The organism is Parasphingorhabdus sp. (genome assembly GCF_059726685.1).
This window is the reverse complement of record NZ_AP041068.1, coordinates 3,033,589-3,050,436: the sequence shown is the minus strand read 5'-3', so window position 1 is coordinate 3,050,436 and position 16,848 is coordinate 3,033,589. Positions and strand designations below refer to the sequence as shown.

General features: G+C 55.1%; 18 protein-coding genes. 10 read left to right on the top strand and 8 right to left on the bottom strand.

What is annotated here, in order from left to right; genetic code table 11:
* Nucleotides 1-19 precede the first annotated feature (19 nt).
* The gene (locus tag AC6I9Z_RS15005; protein ID WP_461456637.1) at nucleotides 20-832 is read left to right on the top strand and encodes an SDR family NAD(P)-dependent oxidoreductase; all 813 of its coding nucleotides are present in this window, start codon (nucleotides 20-22) and stop codon (nucleotides 830-832) included.
* Nucleotides 832-1,431 carry a GNAT family N-acetyltransferase gene (locus tag AC6I9Z_RS15000; protein WP_461456635.1) on the top strand — a complete coding sequence of 200 codons (600 nt, stop codon included), beginning with the start codon at nucleotides 832-834 and terminating at the stop codon, nucleotides 1,429-1,431. Before AC6I9Z_RS15005 ends, AC6I9Z_RS15000 begins: the two co-directional genes overlap by 1 nt.
* A 21-nt stretch (nucleotides 1,432-1,452) precedes the next feature.
* Here the strand turns inward: AC6I9Z_RS15000 and AC6I9Z_RS14995 are convergent, their stop codons facing one another.
* From AC6I9Z_RS14995 to AC6I9Z_RS14975, 5 genes are all read right to left on the bottom strand, one after another.
* Nucleotides 1,453-2,370: a DMT family transporter gene (locus AC6I9Z_RS14995; protein ID WP_461456633.1), complete on the bottom strand. Its 918-nt coding sequence runs from the start codon at nucleotides 2,368-2,370 to the stop codon at nucleotides 1,453-1,455.
* A complete protein-coding gene (locus AC6I9Z_RS14990) occupies nucleotides 2,367-2,855 on the bottom strand; it encodes a hypothetical protein (RefSeq protein ID WP_461456631.1) in 489 nt (162 codons plus the stop codon). Before AC6I9Z_RS14990 ends, AC6I9Z_RS14995 begins: the two co-directional genes overlap by 4 nt.
* On the bottom strand, nucleotides 2,856-3,392 hold the full coding sequence (locus tag AC6I9Z_RS14985) for a hypothetical protein (protein WP_461456629.1): 537 nt from the start codon (nucleotides 3,390-3,392) through the stop codon (nucleotides 2,856-2,858).
* A gap of 4 nt (nucleotides 3,393-3,396) precedes the next feature.
* Entirely contained in the window at nucleotides 3,397-4,920 is a 1,524-nt protein-coding gene (locus AC6I9Z_RS14980; RefSeq protein ID WP_461456627.1) for a fumarate hydratase, read from the bottom strand.
* A gap of 103 nt (nucleotides 4,921-5,023) precedes the next feature.
* Complete coding sequence (locus AC6I9Z_RS14975) at nucleotides 5,024-6,058, bottom strand: rod shape-determining protein (protein WP_461456625.1); 1,035 nt, start codon at nucleotides 6,056-6,058, stop codon at nucleotides 5,024-5,026.
* A 196-nt stretch (nucleotides 6,059-6,254) separates the two neighbouring features.
* Here AC6I9Z_RS14975 and AC6I9Z_RS14970 point away from each other — a divergent pair, with 196 nt between their 5' ends.
* The 3 genes from AC6I9Z_RS14970 to AC6I9Z_RS14960 all read left to right on the top strand — a co-directional run bounded on the left by AC6I9Z_RS14970 (nucleotide 6,255) and on the right by AC6I9Z_RS14960 (nucleotide 11,098).
* A complete protein-coding gene (locus AC6I9Z_RS14970; RefSeq protein WP_461456623.1) occupies nucleotides 6,255-7,211 on the top strand; it encodes an NAD-dependent epimerase/dehydratase family protein in 957 nt (318 codons plus the stop codon).
* A 582-nt stretch (nucleotides 7,212-7,793) separates the two neighbouring features.
* Entirely contained in the window at nucleotides 7,794-9,872 is a 2,079-nt protein-coding gene (locus AC6I9Z_RS14965; RefSeq protein WP_461456621.1) for a ribonucleoside-diphosphate reductase subunit alpha, read from the top strand.
* 167 nt (nucleotides 9,873-10,039) lie between these two features.
* Nucleotides 10,040-11,098: a ribonucleotide-diphosphate reductase subunit beta gene (locus tag AC6I9Z_RS14960; RefSeq protein ID WP_108810802.1), complete on the top strand. Its 1,059-nt coding sequence runs from the start codon at nucleotides 10,040-10,042 to the stop codon at nucleotides 11,096-11,098.
* 26 nt (nucleotides 11,099-11,124) lie between these two features.
* Here the strand turns inward: AC6I9Z_RS14960 and AC6I9Z_RS14955 are convergent, their stop codons facing one another.
* From AC6I9Z_RS14955 to AC6I9Z_RS14945, 3 genes are all read right to left on the bottom strand, one after another.
* On the bottom strand, nucleotides 11,125-11,712 hold the full coding sequence (locus AC6I9Z_RS14955) for a hypothetical protein (RefSeq protein WP_461456619.1): 588 nt from the start codon (nucleotides 11,710-11,712) through the stop codon (nucleotides 11,125-11,127).
* Nucleotides 11,713-11,838: 126 nt separating this feature from the next.
* Nucleotides 11,839-12,036 (bottom strand): SEC-C metal-binding domain-containing protein, encoded by a 198-nt coding sequence (locus AC6I9Z_RS14950; protein WP_461456618.1) that lies wholly within the window; start codon nucleotides 12,034-12,036, stop codon nucleotides 11,839-11,841.
* 178 nt (nucleotides 12,037-12,214) lie between these two features.
* Nucleotides 12,215-12,616: a hypothetical protein gene (locus AC6I9Z_RS14945; RefSeq protein ID WP_461456616.1), complete on the bottom strand. Its 402-nt coding sequence runs from the start codon at nucleotides 12,614-12,616 to the stop codon at nucleotides 12,215-12,217.
* A 375-nt stretch (nucleotides 12,617-12,991) separates the two neighbouring features.
* On the opposite strand from AC6I9Z_RS14945, the gene AC6I9Z_RS14940 reads away from it, so the two are divergent.
* The 5 genes from AC6I9Z_RS14940 to AC6I9Z_RS14920 all read left to right on the top strand — a co-directional run bounded on the left by AC6I9Z_RS14940 (nucleotide 12,992) and on the right by AC6I9Z_RS14920 (nucleotide 16,675).
* Nucleotides 12,992-13,402, top strand: coding sequence for a BLUF domain-containing protein (locus AC6I9Z_RS14940; protein ID WP_461456615.1), 411 nt, complete (start codon nucleotides 12,992-12,994; stop codon nucleotides 13,400-13,402).
* 153 nt (nucleotides 13,403-13,555) lie between these two features.
* Complete coding sequence (locus tag AC6I9Z_RS14935; protein WP_461456613.1) at nucleotides 13,556-14,083, top strand: hypothetical protein; 528 nt, start codon at nucleotides 13,556-13,558, stop codon at nucleotides 14,081-14,083.
* Nucleotides 14,080-14,481 carry a hypothetical protein gene (locus AC6I9Z_RS14930; RefSeq protein WP_461456611.1) on the top strand — a complete coding sequence of 134 codons (402 nt, stop codon included), beginning with the start codon at nucleotides 14,080-14,082 and terminating at the stop codon, nucleotides 14,479-14,481. The genes AC6I9Z_RS14935 and AC6I9Z_RS14930 overlap by 4 nt, the downstream gene beginning before the upstream one ends.
* 150 nt (nucleotides 14,482-14,631) lie before the next feature.
* Nucleotides 14,632-15,687, top strand: a complete 1,056-nt coding sequence (locus AC6I9Z_RS14925) for an MlaA family lipoprotein (RefSeq protein WP_461456610.1) — start codon at nucleotides 14,632-14,634, stop codon at nucleotides 15,685-15,687.
* Between the two features lie 373 nt (nucleotides 15,688-16,060).
* Nucleotides 16,061-16,675: a hypothetical protein gene (locus tag AC6I9Z_RS14920; RefSeq protein WP_461456608.1), complete on the top strand. Its 615-nt coding sequence runs from the start codon at nucleotides 16,061-16,063 to the stop codon at nucleotides 16,673-16,675.
* Nucleotides 16,676-16,848 lie beyond the last annotated feature (173 nt).

Sequence of the window (16,848 nt, the reverse complement as noted above, 5' to 3'; positions counted from 1 at the left end):
CAGGTTTTGGGAGGGTGAAATGGAATTTGCAGGAAAGACAGCCGTCATCACAGGCGGCGCGACCGGTATTGGTTTTGCCCTGGCACGCGAGATGGGAAAGGCAGGTTCCCGGATCATCCTGTTTGAACCACGCGAAGACAGGCTAAAGGAAGCCGTTAGCCAATTGATCCAAGAGGGTGTGGACGCGAAATATCAAGTCGGCGACGTGACCAGGCCGGAAGACATCGAAGCACTGGCCGACTTTGCATGGGCGGAAAACGGTCGGGCGGATTTGTTGATCAACAATGCCGGCATTGGCGGCTCGATGAAATCGGTGATCAAGACTGACCCGGCGGAAGCGCGGCGAATATTTGAAGTGAATTTCTGGGGCATGTGGTCCGCCATTTCCGAATTTGGTCGACGCTTCCGGGCCGAGGAGAAGCCTTCCGCAATCTATTCTGTCGCCTCGGAAAACGCGCTGTTCAATGCCTTCCCATTCGGTGGCGGCGCCTATGTCTCAAGCAAGCATGCGATATTCGGCTTGATGGATGTATTGCGCCGGGAGGCACCTGACTGGCTGACCACCGGGGTCATCATTCCTGGCTGGGTGAAGTCCGAGCTGTCAGAAGCCAATCAGACAATCCCTGTTGCGATGGACGCGGCGGAATATGCAAAAATCATCGCGCCGCAGATCGAGGCCGGTGAATATTATGTTGTCAGCCACGGTTATAATGTCGTCCGCTTCGACGAGCGTTATGACGAAATGAAAAAGGCGTTCGACAAATATGCGCCGCGCAGCGAGGGGGACGAGGTTTATGATGTGCAGAGATTTTTTGAGGGGATGCAAAGCTGATGGATATTGATCTGCCCAATGGGCTAACCCGTGCCACGCCTGCTGATTGGCGCCAGCTCGCCGACATCACTGCCGAGGCCTTTGCCGATGACCCCGTAAACACATGGATGTTCGACAGCCAACAGGCCATCCACGCATCCTTTCGCGTACTCGCACGCGAAATCTATGCGCGGAATGGATTTTGCCACCTTGCGGGTAATGAAGGGGCAACCATGTGGCTTGCGCCGGATCAATCGGGGAATATGGGTTTGCTCGCAATGATCCGTTTTGCGGTTGGGCAATTGATTCACGGTAATGTTGGCGGCCTCAAACGGGCCATGGCAGCCGGCGAAATCATGGAGAAGCATCATCCCCGCGAGCCCCATTGTTACCTGTTCACTATCGGAACACGAAAAACGGCGCGCGGCACCGGGCTAGGCAAAGCCTTATTGGCGCCGGTTCTCCAGGCTTGCGATGCCCAGGCCATTCCCTGCTATCTGGAAAACAGCAACCCGGACAATCATGGTTTCTACTCCCATCATGGATTTGAGCGGCGAGAGATTTTTGCCTGTGGTGAAGGCGGTCCGCCGCTTGAAGCCATGTGGCGGGAACCAAGATAAACGGAACAGTCGGGCAGATGCCTAAAGGGTTGAAGCCAGCGCCATGGTGACGCCGATCCCGACAAGCAAAATGCCGGTAAGTTCGCCCCTGCTCAGTGGCTCTTTCAAATAGAAGCGCCCGAAACCCAGCGTATATAATATCTGCGTCTGGCCGACAATGCCGACCAGTGCGACCGGCGCATGGGCATAGGCAATGAACCAGCCCGCTGACGCGGTGGCGGCGAGCACACCCACTTGTGCCGTCACACGCCAGCGTTTCAACATTGCGCGGAACTGGTCCGGTTCGCGGATGATGACGTATAGGCCCTGCATCAAGGCCTGAAAGCCGAGCACCGCGGTAAGCACGATCAATCCGGCATAGGTGCGCTCCACTTCGGGGATGGCATTGGCGGATTGCTTGATGAAGATGGCGGTTAGCGCGAATAGGAACCCCGCGCTGAGCCCTGTAAGTGCTGCTGGTTGCTTAAGGCCGCGGAGCCATTGCAGCAGACCGCGCGCGCCGCCTTCGACGGATACCGACAAGATCCCGAGAAATGCGATGGCGATTCCCAACCAAGCCAGCGGCGCCAATGTTTCGCCAAGAATCAGCCAGCCAAGAAAGGCCACGATCAGGGTTTCAACCTTCATATAGGCGGTGCCGCTGACCAGATTACGGAAGCCAAAGGACATGATGATCAGGTTGGTCGCCAGCATCTGGGCAAAGCCGGCTGCCCATGCGAACCACCAGAAGGATGTGTCCAGCGGGGGCAGGGCGCTGCGGCCTGTCGCGGCCATATAGCTGGCGAGCATCGCGCAGGCGATCGGCCAGCCAAAGAAGAAACGCGACAGCGCCGCCGCATTGACCGACATCTCGGCGCGAATGCGCTGCTGCACCGCCATTCGCCACGCAAGAAACAGGGCGGCCAGCAGGGCCGCAGGTATCCAGATGGGAAAGGTCAAAGGGGCCGCGCGTCCACGGTCTTGGCAAGAAAATCCAGTATCTTCTGCGGCGTGCTGGGATCTTCCGGCGGATCATTGCGGGTCTTGTAGGCGGCGGTCAGGCCAATAGCGAGCATCACCGCCGGTATTCCCGAAAAGATCAGATTAAAAAATATCGGTGCATTATCGACGAACCATAAAAAGAGCGAGAACAGAAAGAATAAGCCAACAAAGCCATTCCAGAACAGGAAGAAAGGCATGGCCTTGCCCTGACGCATCGTGCCTTCAATCAAAGTGCCGCCGTCATGTTCACGCATCTTGGCCTTTAAATAAGGCTCCCCTCCATTTTTGAATCCCGGACGCCGATAGGTAAGGAACATCTTGCGCTCGGTTCCGCCGCCAAAGACATGATGGTCCTTGCGCTTCTTTCGCTTCTTCATTTCCGCTTTCAGCTTTTTGGCCAGCGGAATCGGCTTCATGGGAGAATAGAGTTTTACAAGTTCCATCTATTTTTCCCCTCGAGCAGCATTTTGCTCGATAATCTCTGCATCTAGGATCTTCGAGAGTTTTTCAATCAATCGATCATTCTCCCACCGGTCTGAAAGAAATGTCCAACCGATTCCCATCACAATAGCCAAAACTCCGATCGTGATAATTGCGATTGTCAAATAATGCTGAACGGTATTGATGCCATTATCAAGCGGCGCAAACCATGCTGATCCAAGCCAAATCATGACAGCCAGCATGAACAGAGACAAGAATACCGGAGTGAACAGCGCGAAGAAACCGGGAATGTAATACCCTTGAATTGAAGAACCTGAAGCCTCAGCACGGATTGAACCGATAAATTTTGGTTCGGATGATTTGTTTGACCAATCGAACGGATTTATTGTGCTTACAACGAACCGCTTATATAAAATGCTATTCGTGATATCAGCAAAGGGCAACAACTCAGCCTTACTGTTACGCTTTCGCAGTCTCCGAATACAGGTTTCTGGATCCAGACGAGAACGAAGAGTAATTTTTCGAAAGAAGACCGCCATATGTTCAGGCGCTCTCCAACAATCCCTCTTTCTTGATCTTCTCCTGCCAGACAAGCGGCGCAAGATGGTGGACGCTTTGGCCTTCGGCATCGACGGCGACGGTTACGGGCATATCCTGCACTTCAAACTCATAAATTGCTTCCATGCCGAGGTCTTCAAAGCCGACGACTTTTGATCCCTTGATCGCGCGGCTGACCAGATAGGCGCTGCCGCCCACGGCCATCAGATAGGCGCTTTTATGTTTCTTGATCGAGCCGACGGTATCGAGGCCGCGTTCGGCCTTGCCGACCATCGCGAGCAGGCCCTGTTCGAGCATCATGTCGGTAAATTTGTCCATACGCGTCGCGGTGGTGGGGCCTGCGGGGCCGACCACTTCCTCGCCGACCGGATCGACGGGGCCGACATAGTAAATTACGCGACCTTTAAACTCGACCGGCAGCTCTTCTCCCTTGTCGAGCATGTCTTTGATCCGTTTATGCGCGGCATCGCGGCCGGTCAGCATCTTGCCATTGAGTAATAGCCGGTCGCCATGGTTCCAGCTGGCCACTTCCGCTTCGTCGAGCTGGTCGAGATGAACGCGCTTCGCTTCAGACGACGGCGCCCAGTTCACGTCCGGCCATTCATCCAGCTTGGGTGCTTCCAGATAGGCTGGACCACTGCCGTCCAGAGTGAAATGCGCATGGCGGGTTGCCGCGCAATTGGGGATCATCGCCACCGGTTTGCCCGCCGCATGGCAGGGCCAGTCATTGATCTTGACGTCGAGGATAGTGGACAGCCCGCCCAGACCCTGCGCTCCGATTCCCAGCGCATTGACCTTGTCGAAAATCTCTATGCGCAATTCTTCAACATCATTGCGCGGTCCGCGTTCCTTGAGTTGCCCCATGTCAATCGGGTCCATCAGCGATTGTTTCGCGAGCAATACGGCGCGCTCTGCCGTGCCGCCAATACCGATACCGAGCATGCCCGGCGGGCACCAGCCCGCGCCCATTTGCGGGACCATGTCGAGTACCCAATCAACGATATTGTCGCTCGGGTTCATCATCTTGAATTTAGATTTATTTTCGGATCCGCCACCTTTGGCGGCGACATCGACGCTAACCTTGTCACCGGGCACCATTTCTACATGGAGCACGGACGGCGTATTATCCTTGGTATTGCGCCGGGTGAATGCGGGGTCGGTGAGGATCGAGGCACGCAGCTTGTTTTCTGGATGAAGGTAAGCGCGGCGCACGCCTTCATCGACAATTTCCTGCATAGATTGGGACGTGTCATCCAGCCTGCAATCCATGCCCCATTTGACAAAGATGTTTACAATGCCGGTATCCTGACAAATCGGCCGGTGACCCTCGGCGCACATGCGTGAATTTGTAAGGATCTGCGCAATCGCGTCCTTGGCAGCCGGTGATTTCTCCGCTTCATAGGCTTCGCCCAGCGCCCGGATATAATCCATCGGGTGGTAATAAGAAATGAATTGCAGCGCGTCGGCAACGCTTTCGATCAGGTCGGCGGTTTTTATCGTGACGGTCATCAGGGCTCCGGAATTGGTCTAAATATGCGATCCGGATGCCTTTTGGCCGATATGTTGAAAGTCGGCAAGTTTTGTATGATTCAGAACGTGTTGACTCGTACCGTTATGCCGATATCAGCACGCCGCGATACAGTGGATCTTCAAAGGCCTGGCCAGCACCCTTGGCGACACAGGTCAACGGATCGTCGGCAATTGTCACGGCCAGACCCGTCTGCTCTGCAATATGTTCATCAATGCGTCCGAGCAGTGCGCCGCCGCCGGTCAGGACAATGCCTTGATCGACAATATCGGCGGCCAGTTCTGGCGCGGTGTTTTCAAGGGCGTTGCGGACGCTGTCAGTTATCTGGCCGACTGGCTCTGCAATCGCATAGGCAATTTCGGCTTCGGTAATGATGATCTTTCGCGGCATGCCCCTGACCAGATCACGACCTTTTATGTGCATGGTCCGCCCGTTATCGACAGGGCTGACGGCGCTTGCCATTTCATGCTTGATTGTTTCCGCCGTCGTTTCACCGATTGCCAGATTGTGTTTGCGGCGGATATGCGAGGCTATGGCATCGTCAATCTTGTCACCACCCATACGGCCGGACGTACTATAAGCAAGTCCCTGCAAAGATAGCACGGCGACCTCGGTCGTGCCGCCGCCAATATCAACCACCATCGCGCCAATGGGTTCCGCCACCGGTATCCCCGCACCAATGGCCGCTGCCATCGGTTCTTCGACAAAGAAGATGCGTGATCCGCCGGCATTGGACGCAGCATCGCGAATGGCCCGGCGCTGCACATTTGTTGAACCGGACGGGATACACACGGCGATATCGAAACGCCTGAGCAGACCCGTTTTTTTATCATGCACTTTGTTGATGAAATGTTTGATCATCTGTTCCGCCACATCAAGATCGGCGATCACGCCGTCTTTCAGCGGTCGAATGACCCTAATATTGTCAGGCGTCTTGCCCATCATCAGCTTGGCATCAGCGCCCACGGCCCGCACCTTGGTTACGCCGTCATTGGTTTCCAGCGCGACCACCGACGGTTCATTGAGCACGATTCCCTGATCACGCAGGTAGACCAGTGTATTGGCAGTGCCGAGGTCGATCGCAATATCATGCGACTGAAGTTTGAAGAAACTACGCATATATAATAGGTTACTTTTGAAAAGGGGGATCACATCTATGATGTGACATATTTATGGACGGATAGTGACTTGGTACGAATGAACCTATGCTGTCTAGTTGAGCTGTGCTGAAAATAGGTTTGTTCCTGGCCATCTGCTAATGGGTGAGACTGGTTCGCATCAAAAGCGAGCGGCATAATGATGTGGGAGAGGACATATGCGTATCTTTATTACCGGCGCATCCGGTTTTGTCGGTGGGGCGGCCACCAAGGCATTTGTTGAGGCCGGGCATCGGGTCACCGCCATGTCACGCAGCGAGGCATCAGATGCAGTGATCCGCGACCTGGGAGCTGAGCCGGTGCGCTGCGATCTGGAAACGATCACCGCCGAACATATTGGTGATGCCGAGATTGTTCTGCACAGCGCCGCCTTTGTCGAAGCATGGGGCCCAAAGGATGCATGGCATAAATATAATGTGCTCGGAACGCAGGCGATGCTGGATGCGGCGCAAGCTGCCGGTGTGCAGCGGTTCATCCATATCGGGACAGAGGCGGGTATCTGTCATGGCCAGCATGTGCACGGCGCCGATGAGACGGTTCCGCTGGCGCCGGATTCGCCTTATCCCTATTGCGCGACCAAGGCGCAGGCAGAGCAGCGCGTTCGGGATGCCAATCTCGACGGCACGTTTGAAACAATTGTTTTGCGGCCGCGTTTCATCTGGGGTCCGGGTGACACGACTTTGCTTCCCATGGTCGAAGCCATGGCCAAAAGTGGTAAATGGATGTGGATCAATGATGGCAAGGCAATGACATCAACCACGCATATCGACAATCTGGTTCATGCCATAAATCTCGCTCTCACCAATGGCAGGGGCGGAGAGGCCTATTTCATATTGGATGACGGGACCGTCAGCATGAAAGATATGATCGGGGGGATGGCGCAGGCAAGACAGCTGACATTGGCGGACAAGTCCATTTCATCGGGCATGGCTGACTTTATCGGAGGCGCGTCGGAAAAAATATGGCGGCTATTGGGTTTGAAAAGCGACCCACCATTGACTGCCCATGCCGCAATGGTCATGTCGCGCGATTGTACATTGGATGGGTCAAAGGCGCAGGCCGATCTCGGCTATCATCCCGTCACGACCCGAGCGGAAGGATTGGCCGCTTTGTGACAGAGGCTGTCCGATTCAAAATTGGAAGCTTTGAAATAAAATTTCCGTCCGCTGAATCATTCAAACACCATATCTGGTGTCACAAATGAGTCATTCACACCTGTGCATGAGCTGTGGATATTTTTTTTGTAAAATTTGACCCTGCCTATTGCGTTCCGGTCAAGGCTTAGAAGGTCCACGCGTCGCTGCGCTGCAGCATGAATCGGCCGTCGACGAGGCGATTCATTTATACGACGAACAGAGTCGTTAAAATGTCATTTACCCTCTTGCATATAATTTTGATTCAGCCACTATAGGTTGTGGTTAAGCCAAGGGGGCACACCAACGTATAGTATTACTCGCCAGTAACGCCGACTCGGTGGATGGCTCCCTTTGGCCTGAATCGCAAGCGATTTATTCGGGTTTTTGGGCAAAAATAAATGCCCGCCCAGGCCGTAAAAATGTTATGTTAAACGGCTCGGCCGCAAGAGATTGTCCGAGTCGAACATTGCAAGAACAAATGGCCCGGTATTAAACCCACCAGAAGGCTGGCCAAAGGGCTGGCGAAACGATTGGTTTGGTAGTTTGATTAAGGGGGCTTTGATGGATTTTAGAGATAACCGGGAAGATGCCGGGAATAGTGGTAGAGATATGAGTGAGAGTGACATGGGCGCCGAGATTTTAGACACGCCAAAAGACAAATCCGAAGACCAGGCAGAAAACGCAACCAAAAAAGCACCGGTGAAAGAGCCGGAAGTCAGCAAAAAGGCAGAAGCCGAAGCGGCGGCGACAAAGAAAAATGACGAGAAAGAACTGAAGGCTGAACGGGACAGCCATAGCGTCGAAAAACGCCGGTTCAAAATCGTGCAGGATGACGCGCGCGATGATTTGCTGACCGACTTTGGCAAAGAGACGCTGAAAGACCGTTACCTGCTTCCGGACGAGAGTTTCCAGGACCTCTTCTCTCGCGTGGCCGATGCCTATGCGGATGATCAGGATCATGCTCAGCGGCTTTATGATTATATTTCCAAGCTCTGGTTCATGCCGGCAACGCCTGTGCTGTCCAATGGCGGCACCGGTCGCGGCCTGCCGATCTCCTGCTATCTCAACAGCGTTGACGACAGCCTCGGCGGGATCGTCAACACCTGGAACGAGAATGTCTGGCTCGCCTCAAAGGGCGGCGGCATTGGCACCTATTGGGGCAGTGTCCGCGGCATTGGCGAACCGGTTGGCCTGAACGGCAAGACATCTGGCATCATTCCGTTCGTGCGGGTGATGGACAGTTTGACACTGGCCATTTCGCAGGGCTCCCTGCGGCGCGGTTCGGCGGCTTGCTATCTCGATATCGACCATCCGGAAATCGAAGAATTTCTTGAAATCAGAAAGCCTTCCGGTGACTTTAACCGAAAAGCTCTCAACCTGCATCACGGCGTATTGCTGACCGACGAGTTCATGGAAGCAGTGCGTGATGGTGCCGAGATGGATCTGAAATCACCCAAGACCGGTGAAGTGCGCGGCACGGTGGATGCGCGCTCGCTGTTCCAGAAACTGGTCGAGACACGTCTCGCCACCGGTGAGCCTTATATCATCTTCAACGACACGGTGAACCGGATGATGCCAAAGCATCACCGCGATCTGGGCCTGAAAGTATCCACGTCCAACCTGTGTTCCGAAATTACACTGCCGACGGGTCGTGATCATTTGGGTGAGGACAGGACGGCAGTGTGTTGCCTGTCTTCACTCAACCTTGAAAAATGGGACGAATGGTCAGTCGACAAGGACTTTATCGAGGACGTGATGCGCTTCCTCGACAATGTCCTTCAGGATTATATTGACCGCGCACCCGATGAAATGGCGCGCGCCAAATATTCGGCGAGCCGCGAACGCAGTGTCGGTCTGGGCGTCATGGGCTTCCACAGCTTCTTGCAGGCTCGCGGCCTCGGCTTTGAAAGCGCGCTGGCAAAATCGTGGAATATGAAGATCTTCAAGCATGTTTCAGCCAAAGCGTCCGAAGCCAGCATGATGCTCGCCAAGGAACGCGGACCTTGTCCCGATGCAGCCGACCAGGGCGTGATGGAGCGCTTCTCCTGCAAGATGGCAATCGCGCCAACCGCGTCGATCTCGATCATCTGCGGCGGAGCATCAGCCTGTATCGAACCGATCCCGGCGAATATCTACACGCATAAAACGCTGTCCGGCAGCTTCGTGGTCAAGAACCCGCATCTCGAAAAATTGCTGCAGGAAAAATCGAAGGACAGCACCAATGTCTGGAACTCGATCCTGGAGCAGGGCGGCAGCGTCCAGCATCTCGACTTCCTCTCGGCAGAAGAGAAAGACGCGTACAAGACCAGCTTCGAGATTGACCAGCGCTGGCTGCTCGAACTCGCGGCCGACCGCACGCCCTATATCGATCAGGCCCAGTCGCTGAACCTGTTCATCCCGGCGGACGTCGACAAATGGGACCTGTTGATGCTGCACTTCCGCGCATGGGAGCTGGGCATCAAGTCGCTCTATTATCTGCGTTCGAAATCGATCCAGCGCGCCGGTTTTGCCGGACAGGAAGAAGCGTCCGACAGCAAAGGCGGCGGTGTTGAGGCGGACAATACGCTCGATCCGAAAAAGGTCGAGCTGATGACCACGCAAGGCAGCACCGACTATGACGAGTGTCTCGCCTGTCAATGATCAGGCGCCAATAATAGGCAGTTTGCCCACTGCCCCCTCCCGTTTGCTCCTTTAGGGAGGGGGCTGTTTTCTTCAAGACCATAAAGGACGCGCGGCCTATGGTGGCCAGATGATGTACACCCATATGATAATATGATGAAAAGTACGAAAGCGGAGTAACGGAAAAAATGTCACTTTTGGAAGCACGTAAAACCTACAAGCCCTTTGAATATCCATGGGCCTATGACTTCTGGAAGCGGCAGCAGCAGATTCACTGGATGCCGGAAGAAGTGCCCTTGGGTGAGGATTGCCGCGACTGGGCGCAGAAGCTGACCGACCATGAACGCAACCTGCTCACGCAGATTTTCCGTTTCTTCACGCAGGCCGATGTCGAGGTGCAGGATTGTTATCACGACAAATATGGGCGGGTCTTTAAACCGACCGAAGTCAAGATGATGCTGACCGCGTTCAGCAATATGGAAACCGTCCACATCGCGGCCTATTCGCACCTGCTCGACACGATCGGCATGCCGGAGAGCGAGTACTCCATGTTCCTCGAATATGAGGAGATGAAGGACAAGCATGACTATCTCGGCACATTCGGCGTCGATACGGACGAAGATATTGCCAAGACGCTGGCCATGTTCGGCGGCTTTACCGAAGGCCTGCAGCTGTTCGCCAGCTTCGCAATGCTGATGAACTTCCCGCGCTTCAACAAGATGAAGGGCATGGGGCAGATCGTCTCCTGGTCGGTGCGCGATGAATCGCTCCACTGCGAAGGCATTGTCAAAATGTTCCACACGTTCGTGAACGAGCGCGACTGCCTGACCAAGGCGGTCAAGGAAGACATTATCGACTGCTGCCAGAAAACCGTGCGCCTGGAAGACGCGTTTATCGACCTGGCGTTCAGCGACGGTCCGGTAACCGGTATGACCGCGAAAGAGATTAAGCGCTATATCCGCTATATTGCCGACTGGCGTCTGGGCCAGCTGGGCTTTGACCCGATCTACATGATCGAAGACCACCCGCTGCCATGGCTCGCTCCATTGCTCAACGGTGTCGAGCACGCCAATTTCTTCGAAACCCGCGCCACCGAATATTCCAAAGGCGCCACCCGCGGCAACTGGAACGAAGTGTGGGATTCATTTGACCAGCGCAAAGGCGGCAAGATTATCGGTATCGAGGAAACCGATAATGATGACGACGGTGAAGATATGTTTGAGCAGGCGGGGGTTGCTGCGGAGTAACACTCGGATATTAAGCAAGTTCGCCGCTACAGCATCATGGCGCCAAGCTTCTTGACAACATGGCTCCGCGCCTTGGCTGACAAAAAGAGTTTGGGTATCTTCATGAATGACGAACGATAGCGGAATTTTTCGAGATCGCGATCATTAGACTCAACAAATGCCGCTAGTTCGGTCGCCATTTCGCGATTAAAGGCCCAAAGTACGGATTCCTTATAAGTTATTGAAAAGTAAGCATCATCTGGCCAATTTAACACATGCTTTCGTCGCAAATCACATGAAGTGCAATAAACGGTTCCGTGATTTGTACCATGACCTCGGTAAAGATATTCGCTGTGATCCCAGAAAGACGGATCATAGCCTGTTGGCAAGTCGTCAATCAGCTCCAGCTGTCCGCGCCCTAAACCGTGATAGTACCATGCATAATGATGGAGACCCACTGACCCCTGCGTAGCCTTTTCGTAATCAAAATGCCGTGAATCTTGGAAATAGGTGATATCTTCACGATAACGAATCTGGATACGCTCCGCGAATTCAAAAGTCGCTTCCTTGGAGCAACTTGGGCAAGTAACGGCCACTCGATGGGGCATGGGATTCCAAGTGTAGAGCTCTGTCATGTAGGTAATTTATCGGATTGGAATAACCGGGTCCACAGCAATGACGGGATTACGGCGACGGTCCGCCAAAACTAGCAAACCATCACCGTCCCCGATCACCGCCAATAATCATCCCGCTCCGCTCCATCATAGCGGCCAGAGCGCAGGCAGCATTTCTTGAAATCTCTTCCCCGAACCACAGGGGCAGGGGTCTTGACGGCCTAGTTTCTCGGTGAGCTCGATGGCCCCGCCTTTAATCGTCCGCCGCCCTCGCTTGACCTGGGTCTCGCTGGGGAAGCCTTTGCGGCGTTTGCTTGTGACCTCGAAAACTTGGGGCTTCGTCATAGTGGTTGGGGTCATGATTGTTTTTCATTTTATCCTCCTGTTTATTTGGGCCCCTCTCCTTCAGGGGAGGGGATTTAAGGGGTGGGAGCGATGCGTTTGTATCGCTCGGGTTAGCGATTTTCTCTAATGGATTTCTCGACCCCAACCCCTCCTCTGAAGAGGAGGGGCCTTGATGTGTTCAACTCCATTCCACCGGCGTTTCTGCCGCTGGCTTGGCAATGATCTGGTAGTCATCACGGTACAATATTTGTCCCGGACGATTTGTCGCGAGCTTGGTGATGTTCACACCACAATCGCGCAGCAATGCGGAAAGGACGAAGGCGCGATAAATCATTTCATGTGCATCGTCATGGAACCAGCAAATACCATCCGACCGCCATGATTTTCGGGAACGAACTTCAAAACTGGTCGCTCTTGGCTTGGGCAAATGCTCGTTGAACCAGTCCAGCTCCTGCCGGATCGGCCAATAGACATGATGGGGCGTGGCATCGTCATAAACGATATCCAGCGCCGGTTGAAAAATACCCATATTGCCGCGCCGTTCTTCGAGCGGTTGAGGCGAAACAAATCGCACATACATAAAAAATACCCTCCCAGCGGACGGTACAGAGACCGGCCAGCCGAAATTCCAGAAATTGGAAATGTTCAAAATCCTGTCAGGCGTTGCCTGCAGGTCCTGTGTCAGGGGCCATCCGCGCCCCTATCGAGAGCTAGTGGCTCTGCTTAGCAGGAGGGCGGAGGTGTGAAATATGCGCGAAAAAACATCATACACCTCAATAGTTTGGAGCGTGGCAGTTAGGGCGGTCTGCAAATATTGTCAAGCTTTGGGAGGATGGTTCATTAGCTATTCCATTATATTCCCGCTCCCTTTTCGCCCGAATTAACCCAAAAAATGCACAAAACCTAAACCGGGCGAGGCTTATACTTGTTAAAATAACAAGTAAGGCATTCTCCCATGTTTCAGCTTGTCTATAAAAGCAAACCGGCGCCCGGCTATGATCCGGATGACTGCACCGAGATATTATTCCAGTCGCGCCGCAATAACCCGAAAATGGGTATCACCGGCGCGCTGCTCTATACCGGCTCCTATTTTGTCCAGGTACTGGAGGGCAGCGAAGAAGCGGTCCGCGACGTTTATGCCAAGGTGAAACGGGATCCGCGGCACCAGCAGATCGAATGCCTGTCCGAACATGAAGTGGAAGAGGCGGAATTTGGTCGCTGGACCATGGCTTTTCCGCGCACCAAAGTGAACGAGAATAGCGATCTGGAGCATCAGCTGGAGTTTATGACAGCCAATGCATGCGAAGAAACGCGGGCTTTATTCACCAAATTTCTGTCCAAAACCCGGCGGAAACAACTGCACTGATCACATGACAAATCTGCTGAGAATAGGGTGCGGTCAACCTGCGCGGTGAAATGCGCTGCCGGCTGTGGTCACGCTATGGTCAAATTGACTGGACAGGCCGCCCCTCAAAAAACCGCTTTCCTACACGCCCCCATCCATGGCTTAATCCGCGCCATGAAAAACCAACGCTCATCCCCCAAACCCGACCCGCGCAGCGCGGCTGTGCAGAATCGCCGTATCTCACGCATTCCCGCCTTCACACCCGCAGAGCTGCGCGGGCGGCATGACGGGTGGTCGCCGGTGCGGCAGGCGGAGTTTATCGGTTATCTTGCCGAGACACGCTGCGTCAAACAGGCGGCGGCGCTGGTGGGGATGAGCCGGGAGAGTGCCTATCGCCTGCGCCGTAAGCCGGGGGCGGAGGAATTTGCCGCCGCGTGGGATTTCATATTGGAAGGGCCGGGCGGTGCGGAGGGAAACGGCACGCGAAAACCAAAGGTCACACTAGAAAAGCTGTTTCAGCGTATCAGGGTGGGCCGCTATCGCCCGATGATGCGCGCCGGGCGCTATGTCGGGACATTGCAAAAGCCTGATGTTTCAGCGCTTCTGGCCGCCATATCGCGTCTTGACATGGTCGCGCCGCGGGAGGATCACTGGGATGATTTCCCGGCGGACCATGCCAACAAAAAGGGGGCTTCACTGTGAACTTGAATAAGCATTCCATCGCCCGCATCATCTTCGCGCTCGCCGCCCTTTACGGGATTCCGGTGCTGATCCTCGGCCTGTTCGGGGAGGCACAGTTTAACGCTGCGATGCCGCCCGCGATCACCCATCCGGAATTTTACTATGGTTTTCATGGGCTTGCGCTGGTGTTCCAGCTGATCTTCATCCTGATTGCCATCGACCCGGCGCGCTATCGCCCGCTGATGCTGGTGGCGGTGCTGGAAAAGCTCGCCTTTTTCGGTCCCGGGCTATGGCTCTATTCCAGCGGCCGCCTAGCCGAGGGCGGGGCGTTTTACGGTGCGATGATCGACGGAATCTGGGCGCTGCTATTCCTGCTGGCATGGGCACTGACCCGCCCGAAAGGCGGTGCAGGCACCTGACAGCGCTTCTGGCGCTCCCTGTTTTTGAACCGGTTGCCGACAGACCGTCTTGCCCCCGGGGCTCTCCTTCTGTACGCTCAGAGTTTCGGGGCTAGACTGATGAAGGGTTTCCTGATCCGGAGACGGATCGCACAAAGATAGGTTATTGGATTGAGCTTTTCCGAAATTATGCTTGCCCTGGCGTTGACCCACGCACCGGCAACCCCCACACCCCCACCAACCATTGCGGATCACTCCTTTGATATAGACAGGATCGAAGTGCAGGATCTGCGTGCGCCGGCTTCATCGGCGTCGCTATCACCGGCATCGTTATCGGCACAGGCGCAGCTATTCGGCGCGCTGGCCATCGCGCCGGGAGAAGCGGAGCCGTCAACCCAGCCCGGCCAGGTGCCATGGCCCGTGCCGCTGGAGCCCGTTCCATTGGAGCCAGCGCCGCTGGAAACAGCGCCACCGCCGCCGGTGCTGGACGAACCGCTCTTGTCTGTCGATCCTTTAAGCCCCGATGCCGATCTTGCGGCTGACCCGGCCGATGGCAATGAAATCGTCGTCACCGCCCGCCCGCGCGCGCCAAAGATTGACCCGCTGCAGGAGCTGAATGCCGACAGTTTCGAGATTATTCAGGATGTTGACGATGCCGTGGTCGGCCCCGTCGCGCTGGCTTATGAAGATACCGTGCCCAGCCCGGTGCGCAGCGGCATCTCCAATTTCCTCAGCAATTTGGGCGAGCCGATTGTTTTCCTGAACTACCTGCTGCAGCTCAAACCCGGCAAGGCGATGGAGACACTGGGCCGCTTCACCATCAACTCGACCATCGGGATTGGCGGGCTGGTGGATGTTGCCAAAAAGCCGCCGTTCAACCTGCCCAAGCGTAATAACGGCTTTGCCAATACGCTGGGCTATTATGGTGTGGAGCCGGGGCCGTTTCTGTTTCTGCCGCTGATCGGACCGACGACTGTCCGCGATCTGTTCGGCAGGGTGGTCGATCTGTCGGTTCTGCCGGTCGGGGTCGGAAAGCCGTTTAACGAGCTGGTCTATACTCTCCCGGCGGGGATTATCACTTCGCTCGATACCCGCGCCGAGCAGGACGAGCAGTTCAGGAAGCTGCGCGAAGCCGACGATCCCTATATCGCGACAAGAGAGCTTTACCTGAAACAGCGTCAGGCCGAAATTGATGCGCTGCGCGGGAAAGAACCCGAAGACAAATAGGACGCCGATGGCCGGGTCCTGCTGCGGGTCCGGCCGCTTCCCGAACAGTCTCCCGCCCGATATTTGACCTGGATCAAAGCGATCCCGGCGGGTCGCTGCCACCATGCTGTCCGACATGGAAGGAGATGCGATATGTCGGAGCATATGATGCAGTGGCCGGTGCTGCTATTCATCGGGATGGTGGCCTTTTTCGGTCTGGGTCTGATCTACGGGACCATCGCCGAAACGCTGAATGAACGAAGAGAATAGAAAGCGGCCCCTGTCGAAATGGGGCTTTTTGAAATCGGTCAGGATGGGGCTTGTTCAAGCCAGCCTCCGGTAATTCGCGCCACGGCCCATTTACTTTTCACAAAACCGTCATGAAACTGTCTTGATGTTTACACTGAGACATGAACTGGCGATCTACACCGCTGCCGGGCTTGGGATCCTGGCGCTGGCCGCCGTGTCAGTGGACTTTCGTCACGGGCCCTTTTTCAAGGAGGATGGCGTTGTCGAAATGACGGCGGCACTGCTGTTTCTTGCGGCCTTGGTGATCGGTGTTCATCGCCGATTGTTTCGCACCTGGATGGGGCTTGCCTTTTGCGCGCTCGCCTTGCTCGCCTGTTTGAGCGAGATCAGTTTCGGCGCCCGTTTTCTCGACTTCACCATGCCCGCAATGGCGGGCGGCGGCGAGCTGGACGGGGCGCAGGATCTGGTGATGCTCGCCTATCGGGCAGCCGCCGGGGAAGGCTTCCTGCTGCTGGCGGCGGGGCTGGCTGTGATCCTGCCGGTGCTGGTTTTGATACTGGCCTGGCGTAGCGGACATCTGGCGCAGGTAGTAGCATGGTTTAATGCTGATGATGGCCGGTCCACGCTGGCTATTGGCCTGGCTGTTATTGGGCTGGCGGTGATCCTCGATGTGATGGAGGCGGTTCGCTTCGCAGAAGAAACGCTGGAGCTTTTTGGTGCCGCACTGTTTGTCACAGCGGCTTTGCGTCTCGACCGATAATGTAATCAGGGCCTCGCCCCTACCAAACAGAAAAACAGAAATAGAACCAATATGAGTCTATTTCGGTTCGTCTTACAATCGGGTGTCGGCGCAAAACTGCCATTTGATCGGACTATAGCGCTAGGGCCGTTCGTGCTTGCTAAACCAGACTTCTTGATCTTACGTGAATTTAC

What these genes read in the sequence shown, in the direction of transcription:
- AC6I9Z_RS14990 (WP_461456631.1), bottom strand. Translation starts at nt 2,855, where the DNA reads ATGGAACTTGTAAAACTCTATTCTCCCATGAAGCCGATTCCGCTGGCC.
- AC6I9Z_RS14945 (WP_461456616.1), bottom strand. Translation starts at nt 12,616, where the DNA reads ATGTATGTGCGATTTGTTTCGCCTCAACCGCTCGAAGAACGGCGCGGC.
- AC6I9Z_RS14955 (WP_461456619.1), bottom strand. Translation starts at nt 11,712, where the DNA reads ATGACAGAGCTCTACACTTGGAATCCCATGCCCCATCGAGTGGCCGTT.
- AC6I9Z_RS14965 (WP_461456621.1), top strand. Translation starts at nt 7,794, where the DNA reads ATGGATTTTAGAGATAACCGGGAAGATGCCGGGAATAGTGGTAGAGAT.
- AC6I9Z_RS14970 (WP_461456623.1), top strand. Translation starts at nt 6,255, where the DNA reads ATGCGTATCTTTATTACCGGCGCATCCGGTTTTGTCGGTGGGGCGGCC.
- AC6I9Z_RS14940 (WP_461456615.1), top strand. Translation starts at nt 12,992, where the DNA reads ATGTTTCAGCTTGTCTATAAAAGCAAACCGGCGCCCGGCTATGATCCG.
- AC6I9Z_RS14980 (WP_461456627.1), bottom strand. Translation starts at nt 4,920, where the DNA reads ATGACCGTCACGATAAAAACCGCCGACCTGATCGAAAGCGTTGCCGAC.
- AC6I9Z_RS14985 (WP_461456629.1), bottom strand. Translation starts at nt 3,392, where the DNA reads ATGGCGGTCTTCTTTCGAAAAATTACTCTTCGTTCTCGTCTGGATCCA.
- AC6I9Z_RS15000 (WP_461456635.1), top strand. Translation starts at nt 832, where the DNA reads ATGGATATTGATCTGCCCAATGGGCTAACCCGTGCCACGCCTGCTGAT.
- AC6I9Z_RS14950 (WP_461456618.1), bottom strand. Translation starts at nt 12,036, where the DNA reads ATGACGAAGCCCCAAGTTTTCGAGGTCACAAGCAAACGCCGCAAAGGC.
- AC6I9Z_RS14975 (WP_461456625.1), bottom strand. Translation starts at nt 6,058, where the DNA reads ATGCGTAGTTTCTTCAAACTTCAGTCGCATGATATTGCGATCGACCTC.
- AC6I9Z_RS15005 (WP_461456637.1), top strand. Translation starts at nt 20, where the DNA reads ATGGAATTTGCAGGAAAGACAGCCGTCATCACAGGCGGCGCGACCGGT.
- AC6I9Z_RS14920 (WP_461456608.1), top strand. Translation starts at nt 16,061, where the DNA reads ATGTTTACACTGAGACATGAACTGGCGATCTACACCGCTGCCGGGCTT.
- AC6I9Z_RS14935 (WP_461456613.1), top strand. Translation starts at nt 13,556, where the DNA reads ATGAAAAACCAACGCTCATCCCCCAAACCCGACCCGCGCAGCGCGGCT.
- AC6I9Z_RS14960 (WP_108810802.1), top strand. Translation starts at nt 10,040, where the DNA reads ATGTCACTTTTGGAAGCACGTAAAACCTACAAGCCCTTTGAATATCCA.